Raw genomic sequence first — 12,592 nt, 5'->3', positions numbered from 1 at the left:
CATCAAAGGCTGACTGCTAAGATAGCCGTCCCTTGGCGGGTCGGCATAAAAATGAACCGCCTTATACTACCACTTTATTTTCTGACGATGAAACGCGATGCCCAGAGTGAAATCCAGCCGTAGCAACCCGAGCAAGAGTCCCGCCCCGCAAGGAAAATCGGGCTTTGTAAGAATCATCAGCGGCCAGTGGCGAGGCCGCAAATTGCCGGTCAAGGATGTGGAGGGGCTCAGACCCACCACGGATCGCGTCAAAGAGACCATCTTCAACTGGCTGGCCCCCCACATTCGTGGCACCCGCTGCCTGGATCTGTTTGCCGGTAGCGGCGGACTCGGACTGGAGGCGCTGTCGCGCTACGCCGAGCAGGTGACCCTGATCGAGATGGACAAAGGGGCTGCTGACCAGATCAAGAAGAACCTGACCGCCCTCGGCAGCAGTCAGGGTCAGGTGATCCAGTCAGATGCTGTGAGCTGGCTGCAAGGCCCGGCCACGCCGTTTGATCTGGTATTCCTCGATCCGCCGTTTCGCCGCGAGCTGCTGCCGCAAGTGTGCGAACTGCTGGAGCAGCGCGGCTGGCTGGCAGCGGACGCTCTCATCTATCTGGAGCGGGAAAAAGAGATGGCCGATCTGGCACTGCCCGCCAGCTGGCAGTTACTCAAGGACAAACAAGCAGGTCAGGTCTGCTATCAACTCTATCTAAGAGAGGTAAACAATGAAGCGAGTCTTTAATCTGTTGGCGATGGGGCTGATATTGTTCTTCTGGTTTGGCGTGCTGATGAGCCTGATTGCCCCGCTGCCCGGCAAACTCAACGGCTTTCTGCCGGTCTGCGGCGTGATCGTCGCCCTGCTGCACTGGCTGCAGGCCAGCATGATCAAGGCGGCTTGCAAACGCTACTTCGCGGTCACCAAAGCCGAATTTGTCACTGTGCTGATCTTTGGTGTGTTTGGCATGGTCGACATTCGTCAGCGCCTGCAAGAGATCGTCAACGCCGCCCAGCGCGGCAATCTCTCGGGCAAACCATAAAAGAAAAGGGGACGGCGGTAGCCGTCCCCTAGAGTCGTGTCGTCCTGTCCGTAGAACTGCAATGCTCCCTGCAATCCCTGACGTTATCCTAATCCTTTGGAATATCCCCTTTCCAATCCGTTGGCGTGTCCTGCGGCGTTCCTGGCCTGGCAATTCATCCTGAACTGCTTCCCTGTCTCCATCCTGGAGGTGTCCATTACCACGTCCTGTGGGGTTCCTTGCGTCTTCCTGACAGATAACCATCCGGGTTATCTCACTTCATCCTGAAGTATTCCTCTCGCATCCGGCGAGGTCCTGTTCATCCTGAAGAACGAGGTTCCGTTCGTTCTGCTCCCATCCCGAGAGTGTCCTGCCGCATCCCGCGGTGTTCCTTTATTCATCCGTGACGATAATCATCCTGATTATCGAGCTCATCCTGAGGTGTCCCTTGTCCACATCCTGCGGACTATTCCATCTTTATGCGCTGCCCTGCATCCTGCCGGACCAGCTTCGTCCTTGTGAGACCCATACTAAGGAAATGCGCACCCCGAACAAGGGCCATCCGATGATAAAGATCCGATGCAGCTCCCATCCAAAAATACGAACTTAAAAACTAACCCTTTAATATCAGTTGTTTATTTAGTTTCACGGGAAAGCTCGATCATTCTGGCATGGCTTCGCGTACGGCTCAAAGCGCCAGCCTCTTACAGTCGCTATGGCAGATCTCTTACACGGGTTTCGCCCCCGAAAACGGGGCAGGAAAACGGTTCAATCCTGACGTTAAGACTTAAAAATTAGTTGAATAAATATGCTTAAAAAAACCGCAAAAAAAAAAGAGCCGAGACCAGGCTCGACTCTTCAACATTCCAATTTTTTAATCAGCTCAAGCGGTTGGCCGGATTGAGATAGGCCTTGCGCAGCGATTCAGGTGCCAGCACCTCGAGTTCACCGCCGATGTTGTTCAACCAGCTGCGAAACTCCGGGGTGTCCTGCACTTCTGTCTCCACCACCACGCTGCGCTTGTCATAGCGGGTCATGCGTGGATTGTTGCCAGGGATCTGGTTATCCACCAGCGACTGGCTGTTGGCATCGATCCGGCCGACGAAGCGGATCGGGCCGCTCACATCCTGATAGCCCTGATCGCGGATCAGCTTCTGGATATTGAAATCCTTCGGCTGGGTGGCACTGAAGTTGGTCAGCTCCACGTTCTTGATATGGTCAAACGGGATGCCGTAGACCTTGGGATCCAGCTCGGACAGAGTGCAGAGCAGGATCGGGCCGTCCGGCTGATTGAGAATGCCGAGCGGGTTGATACGGTCGTAGCAGAGCCACACGGTGCGCTCTTTGATCACGCGCTGGATCTCGGCACTGAACTTGCGACCACGCCAGAGCGCATCGCGGATCAGGGTGCTGCGGCGGATCTCCGGGTTGCCGGCAAACGGGCGCGGTGACTGGTGGACACTCTCCAGCCAGCGTTCGGCCAGTTCACTCTGGCTGTCGCGGATCACCTGGCTCGCCTTGTCGACCAGCGGATTCAATTCGGTCAGTACACTCGCCGGCAACAGTTGGCTCGCCTGATCACTCCAGGTTTTCAGGGCCACCGCCAGCGAGAGCGGCATGATATTGGCAAAGTCGTTGAGGCCGTGGCGCTCGAAGCACCAGCCATGGGGTTTGCTGCGCTCGTCCGAGGTAAGGTCGAACAGTCCCATGCCGGACATCTCCTCCAGGTCCCGTTGCACGGTACGCAGACTGACGTGGATACCTTCCTCTTCCAGTTTTACCTGGAGTTGGCTGGCGGTCAGCTTGTAAGGGCGGTGCGGGATGCAACGCGCCAAGGTCAGTTGTCGTAACAGCTTCTTGCTCATGGTGCTTGCCTTCACTGGTTTAGCGTTGACTGTATGCTAGTCGTGACTTGCGACAGTCTATGTCGCAAGTTTTGCTGCGACAACTGTCGCCATTTTCATACAAAACACACTAAATAGTTGATTTATAAAGACAATGCACTAAAAAAAGGAGCCGCTAGAGGCTAAAATTAGCCAAAAATCCCTCAAATGAAAGTTCTATCTTGCGATTTATTGTTAGCATAAAACTCCGATTAATTAATTCATCGCAGAATATGATTTCAGGGGAGAGCATAACTCTCCCCTTTTGCTTACATCAGCCACGACCAGGCTGACTTGGTGATGGCCGCACCGACCATGTAGCCAAACACCGCCAGTGCCGCCACACCGGCCACCAGCTTCTGACCGCGGGCCGGGCGCTTGAGCGCCATGACACCCAGACCGATATAGAGCACCAGTGCAATCAGCTTGGCCATCAGCCAGGGTTGTTGACCCGGGCTCAACTGCAAGGCCACCGCCAGCAACACACCAAACAGCAGCAGGAAGGTGTCGTTGATATGCGGGAGGATCTTCAGCCACTTCTGCTGCAACCGAGCGCTACCGGCCAGCGCCAGACTCCAGCGATAGATAAAGAGCAGCAGACTGACCAGCGCCAGCGTCATATGCAGGTGTTTGAACATGGGGTAATAGGCAATCATTTTGCTTCCTTGTCGTCGTCGGGTAGCCCGCTATTCCAGTTGTGGGCATGGATACGCTCCTGCCCCTCCTCGTCGTCTTGCAACAGATCGGAGAGGATCTCCCGGTATTGCAGGCTCTTGTTGATATAAGTGTGTTCGTCGTCGAGATAGTTGACCTGCTCACGCAACAGCCAGTTATCGTGCTGCTTGAAGGTCTGCCCCGCCCGCCAGGCCTGGTTGGCCCGAAAACCGAGCTGGGTCAGGGCTTCCACCCCCAGATCGACCGCCGAGCCCAGAGTTTCCCGGTGCACGCTCTCGACCCCGTGGCGCAGGATCTCGTGGGCATGGGGTCGATCCAGCGCTCGCGCCAGGATCTTCAGGTGCGGGAAGTGCTTCTGCACCATCTCGATCACCGCCAGCGAGGTAGCCGGATCGTTGATGGAGAGCACCAGCAGCTTCGCCTTGTGCGCCCCGGCGGCATGGAGCAGGTCGATCCGGCTGGCATCGCCATAGAAGACCTGATAGCCATACTTGCGCAGGGTCTCTATCTGGCTGGCATCCTGCTCGAGGATGGTGGTACCGATGCCGTGACCGTGCAGCAGACGCCCCACGATCTGACCGAAGCGGCCGAAGCCCGCGATGATCACCGGATGCTCCACCAGCTCAGGTTGCTCATGCTGCGGTGCGTCGCTCTGGTTACGGTAATCGAACCAGGGCTGGATCACCCGATCGTTGAGGATCAGCAGCAGCGGGGTCAGCGCCATGGAGAGCGCCACCACCAGCGTCAGCAGCGAGATGGTCTCACCGGGCAGCACCCGATTTTGCGCGGCAAACGAAAAGAGCACGAAGGCAAACTCACCGCCCTGTGCGAGCGCCAGCCCGAAGGTCCAGCGCTGACTCGGCGAGATGCGGATGATGAAGCCGAGCGCCATCAGCACCAGCCATTTGAGCACCATCAGGCCAACGACGAGAGTGGGTATCAGGAAGGGGTGCTCGGCAAACAGCCCGAAGTCGATCCCCGCCCCCACCGACATAAAGAAGAGGCCGAGCAGCAGCCCCTTGAACGGCTCTATGTCTGCCTCCAGCTCATGGCGATATTCGCTGTCGGCCAGCACCACACCGGCGAGGAAGGAGCCGAGAGCGGGCGAGAGCCCCACCGATTCCATCAGCACCGCGATGGCGATCACCAGCAGCAGAGCGGCGGCGACGAAGATCTCCCGCATGTGGGACTGGGCGATGGCACGAAACACCGGCCGCATCAGATAGTGTCCACCCAGCACGATGCCTGAGATGGCCGCGACCACCAGCAGACCATGTTGCCACCCCGCCAGCTCGGAACCGCCATTGCTGGCGACCGGCGCCATGGCCAGCAGCGGCAGCAGCGCCAGGATCGGAATGACCGCAATATCCTGAAACAGCAGCACAGCAAAAGCGGAGCGACCACTCTCGCTCTGCATCAGCTTGCGCTCCTGCAGGCTCTGCAGAACGATGGCGGTGGAGGAGAGCGCAAGAATGAGGCCGATGGCCAGCCCCTGTTGCAACGGCAGACCGATCAGATGCGCCACGCCGGTCAGTGCCGCCGTGGTGAGCAGCACCTGCAGGCCGCCGGTGCCGAGGATCGGCCCCTTCAACTGCCACAAGAGGGCAGGACGCAATTCAAGACCGACCAGAAACAGCATCAGCACCACGCCAAACTCGGCGAAGTGCATCACATCCTTCTGCTCCCCCACCAGCCCCAGCAGAAAGGGGCCTATGATGATCCCCGCCAGCAGGTAGCCGAGCACCGAGCCCAACCCCCAGCGCTTGGCCAGCGGCACCGCGATGACGGCGGCGGAGAGGTAGATAAAGGCATCAAACAGGATCCCGTGGCCCATCAGTCGGCCCTCCGCATGAACATCTGATCCGGCTCATGAGCTCGGCCAACAAGCTGCCCGTGTGTCATCAGAGCACCTCCAGCAAGTCGCGCAGATAAGGACGCCCTGCCAGCTGCTCCGGAGTCAGCTGATCGTCACGCAAGGCGCAAAGCAGCTGACGGTAGTCCTGCCCACAGCGGCGCAGGGCGGCGGGATCCTTGATCTTGTGAAAGGAGTGCAGCACGAAAGGGGGCAGCCAGTTCATGCCGCACAAGGTGGCCGCCTGCTGAAATGGCAGCAGAAAATCGAGCAGCGGTCGGCTGTTGTACCCCTCGCTGCAGTAGGACTCCGGCGCCCCGCCGGTGGTGATGGCGCTCAGCCACTGCTTGCCCTTGAGGGCGTGGGCTTCGGGGCCGTAGGCGTAGCCATACTCCAGCACCAGATCCATCCACTCTTTCATGATGGCCGGGCAGGAGTACCAGTAAAACGGGTGCTGAAAGACGATGATATCGTGCTCAGAGAGCAGCGCCTGCTCCCGCTTCACATCGATAAACATGTCGGGATAGTGCTGATAGAGGTCGTGAACCTTGACCCCCTCCAGCCCCTCAATCGCCTGCAACAGCTGCTTGTTGGCCCGCGAGCTCTGCAACGCGGGATGGGAAAAAATAACCAGAATGCGTTTCATGACCAAATCACCCGAACAAAGCCTTGCGGTGCAAGGCGCGGTAAACAGAAAAGGGGAGTCTGGGGAGCTGCATCGTAAAGGTGCACAGGAAAGCGACCTTATCAGGAAGCGCCATAGCCTGCCAACTCGGGGATCAGCTCCCGCAGCGCCGGATTGAGGGTCTGGTGGGCGGGATAGCAGAGCCCAATCCGGCGAAACATCCGCGGTCCGCTCACCGGCAGGGTGCAAAGCCCCGCCTCATCCTCGACCAGCCCGTCCGGCAGAAAACTGATGCCGACCCCCGCCAGCACCAGCGCCATCACCAGCCCCTTGCTCTCGGCCTTGGCCACCAGATTGAGGGTAAGGCGGTCACAGGCCAGCAGGCCGATAGTCTGCTGATGGGCTTCGCAGGGCGGGCACTCAATAAAATCATAATGTTGCAGCTCGGCCAGCTCGATCCTTTCGCGACTGGCAAGGGGATGGTCGACCGGCACGCAGAGCACGTAATCCTCCTCCCACAACGGCAGAAAGATCTCGTCCTCCCGGCGCAAGGCATCCAGCGTCAAGCGGCAGTCAGCGGGCGTAGCGTAGTCGGAGAGGGTGAGATCCAGCTCGGGCAGTACCGTCTGTACCCGTTGCAACAACCCCGCCACCCGACGGCGGCTCAGGTCGGGCATGATGGCAATATTGAGCCTCGCACGCGTCGCTTTCTGGCGAAACAGCTCCGGCAGACGACGCGCCTCCTCCACCAGCTTGACCGCATGGGGATAGAGATAGTGGGCAGGATCGCGCGCCTCCACCCCCTTCTTGCCGCGAATGAAGAGGCTGTCGCCGAGCGCCTCTTCCAACTGGCGCAGCCCCGCCGAGAGTGAGGGCTGGCTGACGTGGCAGCGTTCGGCCGCCGCCGTGATGTTCTTCTCTTCATAGATGGCGATGAAGAAACGCAGCAATCTCAAGTCCAGCATAAACCAACCATAGTTTTTTCAGATGATAACCAGCGGAAAACAATATTTATCACTTATAGATACAGTGACTATAGTGATTGGGTTCCGTGCTGGCCAGCCACCTGTTTGCTCAAACCGACTCTTGAATCAGAAGGAAAGACCTATGTCCAAATCTCTCGTCGTGATCACCGGTGCCTCCGCCGGGATCGGTGCCGCCATCGCCCGCGCCTTCTCTGCCGCCGGTCATCCCCTGCTGCTGCTGGCCCGCCGGGTCGAGCCGATGCAGGCTCTCGGTCTGCCGAATACCCTCTGCATCGGTGTCGATGTCACCGACACCGCCGCCATGAAGGCCGCCGTCCAGCAGGCAGAAGCCAAATTTGGCCCGGTCGGCTGCATGGTCAACAACGCCGGCGTCATGCTGCTGGGTCAGGCCGATGTGCAGGATCCCGCCGAGTGGCAGCAGATGCTCAACATCAACGTGATGGGGGTACTGAACGGCGTCCACGCGGTGCTGGCAGGCATGAAGGAGCGCCGCAGCGGCACCATCATCAACATCAGCTCCATCGCCGGTCGCAAGACCTTCCCGAACCATGCTGCCTACTGCGCCACCAAGTTCGCCGTGCACGCCCTGACCGAGAACATCCGGGAAGAGGTGGCCGATGTCGGCGTGCGGATGGTGACCATTGCCCCGGGTGCGGTCGAGACCGAGCTGCTCAGCCACACCACTGACGAGAGCATCAAGGCCGGTTACCACGACTGGAAAGATCAGATGGGCGGAGTCATTGCGCCGGAAGTGATCGCCGATGCCGTGCTCTACGCCTGGAACCAGCCTGCCAACGTCTGCGTGCGCGAGATCGTGCTGGCGGCGACCCGTCAGCAACCTTAATCCTGGCTGACTGACACCATGGGGAGGGCTTGACCCTCCCCCGGGGCACAGGGTTACCATGTGCCCCTTGTTTTTTCCGAGTCATTCCATGGTTCTCACCCGTCGCCAACTCGATCACGCCCGTCGCTGGCTCCCCTTGTGGAGTCTGGTGCTGGTGTTGATGTCGTTTGGCAGCCGGGCCGCAACCGACCTCTGTACCCTGACTACCCACTGCAGCCAGAGCGAGCGTACCCTGGAAAAAGCGATGCCCTGCGGCAGCTTTACCACCGCCCTCTCGATGACGCTGGTAGGCAGCGACAGCCTGACGGTCGCCGTGCTGGAACCGGATACCCCCGACTTCGCCTCCCCCTCTCTCTTTATGCCGGACGCTCCGTGCGAGCGGCTCGAACGTCCCCCACGCCCCCAGACCTGAAACGCATCCCGTATCGGGCATCTTTTCTTTCAATCTGAGGTGAGTGATGTACAAACCCCTGTTACTGGCCATGCTGGCCGGTACCGTCAGCTTTTCGGCTCTCGCGGCCGAGAAGATGACCGTCTACAAATCCAAATATTGTGGCTGCTGCCAAAGCTGGAACGAGCACATGGAGCAGAATGGCTTCGAACTGGAGGTCATCGAAACCGAGCAGCTCGGCGCAGTGAAGCAGCAATACGGTATCGCGCCGGAACTGGCCTCTTGCCATACCGGTATCGTAAATGGCTATGTGATCGAGGGGCATGTACCGGCCGCCGATGTGCAGAAGCTGCTCAGGGAAAAACCGGCGATCCGTGGCCTGACCATTCCGGGCATGCCCCAGAGTGCGCCGGGCATGGATATTCCGGGCCATCCCTATGAGGTACTGAGTATCAGCAACGAGGGCGCGACCAACCGCTGGTCGAGCTACCCAGGCTGACGAGAACTGGTCATGAGAGGGCACTCCCATATCATGTGAGGCACACCTGAGCGGACTCTTGCCGCTCATGGCCAGAAAGAAGGCCGCTATCGCGAGATAGCGGCTTTTTTTGATTACATTTCCTGCAATAACAAGGGATTGCTTGCAACCACCGGCAACAAGGGGCAGATTTAACGCCAATTCATGGAGCCGATGCTCAGGTCTACCAACCCTTTCCAGCGCCAAGGATGCGACATGTTTACCTTTTCCCGAGGAGTTCTGCTGCTAGCCTTTCTGACAGTTCTCCCCCCCACTTATGCCAATGAAGAGCCCGCCATGCTGACAAGCGAACATCCAATCCAGCCGCCCGTGGCCGCCAAACATCCCCGCACACTGAAAAAGCACGGGGACACCCGCATCGACAACTACTACTGGCTGCGCGACGACCAGCGTCAGGCGCCGGAAGTGCTGCAATACCTTGAGGCCGAGAACGCCTATACCGAGGCCATGCTCAAGCCGACCCAACCCCTGCGCGAACAGCTCTACAAGGAGATGGTCGCCCGCATCCCCCAGCAGGATGAGTCGGTACCCTATGTGAAGAACGGCTACCGCTACCAGACCCGCTATGAGCCGGGCAAGGAGTACGGGATCTACTCGCGCACCAAGCTCGGTGAAGAGCAGGCGAGCCTGCTGCTCGACAGCAACCAGCGGGTAGAAGGGCACGAGTTCTATGCCCTCGGCGCCCTTGAGGTGAGCCGCAACAATCGCTGGCTGGCGGTGGCGGAAGATTTCCTCTCCCGCCGTCAGTACCAGATCCAGTTCCTCGATCTGGAGAGCGGCCAGTGGGCCACCGACAAACTGGAAAATACCTCCGGCAATCTGGTGTGGGCCAACGACAACAAGACCGTCTTCTATGTGCGCAAGCACCCGCAGACCCTGCTTCCGTATCAGGTCTATCGCCACACGCTAGGGACGGATCCGGCCACGGACAAGCTGGTCTACGAGGAGAAGGATGACTCCTTCTACATCAGCCTCTACGCCACCACCTCGGAAGATTTCATCGTCATCGCCCTCTCCAGCACCACCACCGGCGAAGCGCGGCTGATCGATGCCAACCAGCCGGAGCACGCCCCCCGCCTGTTCCTGCCCCGTCAGGTGGATCACGAATACAGCCTGGATCACTACCGCGGCCGCTTCTATGTGCGCTCCAACAAGGACGGCAAGAACTTCGGCCTCTACGAGACCAAGGAGAGCCCGGTCGATCGCTGGAAGGCGGTGATCGCCCCCAATCCGGACGTGCTGCTGGAGAGCTACGCCCTGTTCAAGGATTGGCTGGTACTGGAAGAGCGCAACAAGGGGCTGACCCGACTGCGCCAGATCAACTGGCAGAGCGGCGACGAGAAGGAGATCGCCTTCGACGATCCCGCCTATGTCACCTGGCTCGCCTACAACCCGGAGCCGGATACCAGCGCCCTGCGCTATGGCTACTCCTCCATGACCACCCCCGCCTCCACCTATGAGCTGGACATGGCGAGCGGTAAGCGCACCCTGCTCAAGCAGCAGCCGGTGGCCGGCTTCAAGGCCGACCAGTACGCCAGCGAGCGACTCTGGGTGACCGCCCGCGACGGCGTATCGGTGCCAGTGTCGCTGGTCTATCGCAAGGACAAGTTCAAGAAAGAGCAGGCCGATGCGCCCAAGAATCCGCTGCTGGTCTATGGCTACGGCTCCTACGGCGCCAGCATGGATCCCGACTTCAGCAGCTCGCGCCTGAGCCTGCTCGATCGCGGCTTCGTCTACGCCATCGCCCATATCCGGGGTGGTGAAGAGCTGGGCCGTCACTGGTACGAAGATGGCAAGTTGCTGAAAAAGCAGAACACCTTCAATGACTTTATCGATGTCACCAAGGCGCTGGTTGAGCAAGGCTACGGGGCCAGGGATCAGGTCTACGCCATGGGCGGCAGCGCCGGCGGCCTGCTGATGGGGGCCGTCATCAATCAGGCGCCCGAACTCTATCGCGGCGTGGTGGCGCAGGTGCCGTTTGTCGATGTGGTCACCACCATGCTGGACGAGTCGATCCCCCTCACCACCGGGGAGTATGACGAGTGGGGCAACCCGAACCAGAAGCGCTACTACGACTACATGAAGAGCTACAGCCCCTACGATCAGGTGAAGGCTCAAGCCTACCCCAACCTGCTGGTCACCACCGGGCTGCACGACTCGCAAGTGCAGTATTGGGAGCCCGCCAAGTGGGTCGCCAAGCTGCGCGAACTGAAGACAGATGATAACAAGTTGTTACTGAACACCGACATGGACGCTGGCCACGGCGGCAAGTCGGGCCGCTTCAAAGCCTACGAGGATATCGCGCTGGAATACGCCTTTATCCTGGATCTGGCCACCCCGGCCAACTGATCTCTCATGACTCCGGCCCTTGTCATTCAAGGGCCGCATAAGAATCCTCTCGTAGTTTTTCCCTCTTCCATTTCCCTCCATATCAAATTAATCTTCGGCAAGAAAATGAATGATCGAGGTCATGTTTCTCAAGATTTAACTCCGCTATTTTGCCATTTCGTTTGATTTATGTTGGGTGAATGTGCTTAATCGGAGTGCTTGCAACTTTTTATTTGGCCCCTCAGGGGCCAATTTATCTTCGACCGACAGGAGGTCGGTAGCCTCACCACAGGATGAGGGTGACTGCCGGAAAGGGGGATGATCAACTCCCCCGCTTTCGCGCAACGAGAAGAGCGGGCAAGCCCGGCGCAGAACGGGATTGCCATCAATTTATCCGGGGATCGGATAAAAAAAAATCAAAGAAAAGGGAGAAAAAATGAAAGGATTAACTTTGGCATGCGCCCTGTCGGCGGCTCTGGTCGGTGTTTCATTCGGTGGTCCGGTACAAGCGCAGGAGCGCTTCGTGACCATAGGCACCGGCGGTCAGACCGGCGTCTACTATGTCGCTGGCCAGTCCATCTGCCGCTTCCTCAATCGCGGCGCCGCCGATCACCAGATCAAGTGCAACGCCCCGGCCAGTGGCGGCGGTGTAGCCAACGTCAACGGCATCCGCAGCGGTGAATTCAACTTCGGCATCATGCAATCCGACCACCAGTTCAAGGCGATGAAGGGGCTGCCACCGTTCCAGGCCGAAGGGGCCATGGACGATATGCGCGCCGTCTTCTCCCTGCAGAGCGAGGTGTTCACCATCCTGGCTCGCCGCGATGCCAAGATCGCCAGCTTCGACGACCTGAAAGGCAAGCGCGTCAACATCGGCAACCCGGGCTCCGGCCAGCGTGACACCATGGAAGAGATCATGGCGGTCAAAGGCTGGAAGAAGAGTGACTTCGGTCTGGTCTCCGAGCTGAAACCGGCCGAACAGGCCTCCGCCCTCGGTGACAACAACATCGACGCCATGAGCTACTTCGTCGGTCACCCGAACGGTGCCATTCAGGAAGCCTCTACCACCACTGATGCGGTACTGGTACCTGTGACCGGCGCCGACATCGACAAACTGCTGGCCGAGAAGAGCTACTACAGCAAGGCCGAGATCCCGGGCGGCATCTACAAGGGCAGCGACAAGCCGACCCCCTCCATCGGTGGCAAAGCGGTGCTATCCACCAGCGCCAAAACCGATCCGGAAGTGGTCTATCAGCTGGTCAAGTCGGTGTTCGACAACCTGGATCGCTTCAAGCGCCTGCACCCTGCCTTTGCCGACCTGAAAGAGGCCGACATGATCAAGGTAGGTCTCTCTGCACCGCTGCATGAAGGGGCTGCCCGCTACTACAAAGAGCGCGGCTGGCTCTGATTGAAGGCCCCGGGGCCTTTGTCACTCTCTTCGACACCCGTCCGCCGCCTGATTGCGGGGG

Annotated in this window: 12 protein-coding genes; 7 read left to right on the top strand and 5 right to left on the bottom strand. The window is 59.1% G+C overall.

The window, feature by feature from the left end:
- Window positions 1-97 precede the first annotated feature (97 nt).
- Window positions 98-727, top strand: coding sequence for a 16S rRNA (guanine(966)-N(2))-methyltransferase RsmD (gene rsmD, locus AB5Y83_RS07015; RefSeq protein WP_124930360.1), 630 nt, complete (start codon window positions 98-100; stop codon window positions 725-727).
- Entirely contained in the window at window positions 711-1,022 is a 312-nt protein-coding gene (locus AB5Y83_RS07010) for a DUF1145 domain-containing protein (RefSeq protein WP_021231565.1), read from the top strand. The genes rsmD and AB5Y83_RS07010 overlap by 17 nt, the downstream gene beginning before the upstream one ends.
- An 857-nt stretch (window positions 1,023-1,879) precedes the next feature.
- Here the strand turns inward: AB5Y83_RS07010 and AB5Y83_RS07005 are convergent.
- The 5 genes from AB5Y83_RS07005 to AB5Y83_RS06985 form a co-directional block, all read right to left on the bottom strand.
- Window positions 1,880-2,866 carry a YafY family protein gene (locus AB5Y83_RS07005; protein WP_005339987.1) on the bottom strand — a complete coding sequence of 329 codons (987 nt, stop codon included), beginning with the start codon at window positions 2,864-2,866 and terminating at the stop codon, window positions 1,880-1,882.
- 287 nt (window positions 2,867-3,153) lie between these two features.
- Window positions 3,154-3,540 (bottom strand): SirB2 family protein, encoded by a 387-nt coding sequence (locus tag AB5Y83_RS07000; RefSeq protein ID WP_042052535.1) that lies wholly within the window; start codon window positions 3,538-3,540, stop codon window positions 3,154-3,156.
- Window positions 3,537-5,393, bottom strand: coding sequence for a monovalent cation:proton antiporter-2 (CPA2) family protein (locus tag AB5Y83_RS06995; RefSeq protein ID WP_058056285.1), 1,857 nt, complete (start codon window positions 5,391-5,393; stop codon window positions 3,537-3,539). Before AB5Y83_RS06995 ends, AB5Y83_RS07000 begins: the two co-directional genes overlap by 4 nt.
- Before the next feature lie 67 nt (window positions 5,394-5,460).
- A complete protein-coding gene (locus AB5Y83_RS06990; protein WP_042081420.1) occupies window positions 5,461-6,057 on the bottom strand; it encodes an NAD(P)H-dependent oxidoreductase in 597 nt (198 codons plus the stop codon).
- A 101-nt stretch (window positions 6,058-6,158) separates the two neighbouring features.
- Window positions 6,159-7,001, bottom strand: coding sequence for a LysR family transcriptional regulator (locus tag AB5Y83_RS06985; protein WP_107682246.1), 843 nt, complete (start codon window positions 6,999-7,001; stop codon window positions 6,159-6,161).
- Window positions 7,002-7,143: 142 nt separating this feature from the next.
- On the opposite strand from AB5Y83_RS06985, the gene AB5Y83_RS06980 reads away from it, so the two are divergent.
- The 5 genes from AB5Y83_RS06980 (at window position 7,144) to AB5Y83_RS06960 (ending at window position 12,531) form a co-directional block, all read left to right on the top strand.
- Window positions 7,144-7,866 carry an SDR family oxidoreductase gene (locus AB5Y83_RS06980; RefSeq protein WP_181294842.1) on the top strand — a complete coding sequence of 241 codons (723 nt, stop codon included), beginning with the start codon at window positions 7,144-7,146 and terminating at the stop codon, window positions 7,864-7,866.
- An 88-nt stretch (window positions 7,867-7,954) separates the two neighbouring features.
- A complete protein-coding gene (locus tag AB5Y83_RS06975; RefSeq protein WP_368174904.1) occupies window positions 7,955-8,278 on the top strand; it encodes a hypothetical protein in 324 nt (107 codons plus the stop codon).
- Between the two features lie 46 nt (window positions 8,279-8,324).
- Window positions 8,325-8,756 (top strand): DUF411 domain-containing protein, encoded by a 432-nt coding sequence (locus AB5Y83_RS06970; protein ID WP_005339953.1) that lies wholly within the window; start codon window positions 8,325-8,327, stop codon window positions 8,754-8,756.
- Between the two features lie 234 nt (window positions 8,757-8,990).
- On the top strand, window positions 8,991-11,144 hold the full coding sequence (locus AB5Y83_RS06965; protein ID WP_368174903.1) for a S9 family peptidase: 2,154 nt from the start codon (window positions 8,991-8,993) through the stop codon (window positions 11,142-11,144).
- 415 nt (window positions 11,145-11,559) lie between these two features.
- Window positions 11,560-12,531 carry a TAXI family TRAP transporter solute-binding subunit gene (locus AB5Y83_RS06960; RefSeq protein WP_139472768.1) on the top strand — a complete coding sequence of 324 codons (972 nt, stop codon included), beginning with the start codon at window positions 11,560-11,562 and terminating at the stop codon, window positions 12,529-12,531.
- Window positions 12,532-12,592 lie beyond the last annotated feature (61 nt).

It is taken from the genome of Aeromonas sp. R5-4, assembly GCF_040908215.1.
GTDB classification, from domain to species: Bacteria; Pseudomonadota; Gammaproteobacteria; order Enterobacterales; family Aeromonadaceae; genus Aeromonas; species Aeromonas veronii.
This window is presented reverse-complemented; position numbering and strand designations above follow the sequence as displayed.

Coding starts and splice junctions, on each gene's coding strand:
- AB5Y83_RS06990 (WP_042081420.1), bottom strand. CDS start 6,057: ATGAAACGCATTCTGGTTATTTTTTCCCATCCCGCGTTGCAGAGCTCG.
- AB5Y83_RS06975 (WP_368174904.1), top strand. CDS start 7,955: ATGGTTCTCACCCGTCGCCAACTCGATCACGCCCGTCGCTGGCTCCCC.
- AB5Y83_RS06960 (WP_139472768.1), top strand. CDS start 11,560: ATGAAAGGATTAACTTTGGCATGCGCCCTGTCGGCGGCTCTGGTCGGT.
- rsmD (WP_124930360.1), top strand. CDS start 98: ATGCCCAGAGTGAAATCCAGCCGTAGCAACCCGAGCAAGAGTCCCGCC.
- AB5Y83_RS06970 (WP_005339953.1), top strand. CDS start 8,325: ATGTACAAACCCCTGTTACTGGCCATGCTGGCCGGTACCGTCAGCTTT.
- AB5Y83_RS06995 (WP_058056285.1), bottom strand. CDS start 5,393: ATGGGCCACGGGATCCTGTTTGATGCCTTTATCTACCTCTCCGCCGCC.
- AB5Y83_RS06985 (WP_107682246.1), bottom strand. CDS start 7,001: ATGCTGGACTTGAGATTGCTGCGTTTCTTCATCGCCATCTATGAAGAG.
- AB5Y83_RS07010 (WP_021231565.1), top strand. CDS start 711: ATGAAGCGAGTCTTTAATCTGTTGGCGATGGGGCTGATATTGTTCTTC.
- AB5Y83_RS07005 (WP_005339987.1), bottom strand. CDS start 2,866: ATGAGCAAGAAGCTGTTACGACAACTGACCTTGGCGCGTTGCATCCCG.
- AB5Y83_RS06980 (WP_181294842.1), top strand. CDS start 7,144: ATGTCCAAATCTCTCGTCGTGATCACCGGTGCCTCCGCCGGGATCGGT.
- AB5Y83_RS07000 (WP_042052535.1), bottom strand. CDS start 3,540: ATGATTGCCTATTACCCCATGTTCAAACACCTGCATATGACGCTGGCG.
- AB5Y83_RS06965 (WP_368174903.1), top strand. CDS start 8,991: ATGTTTACCTTTTCCCGAGGAGTTCTGCTGCTAGCCTTTCTGACAGTT.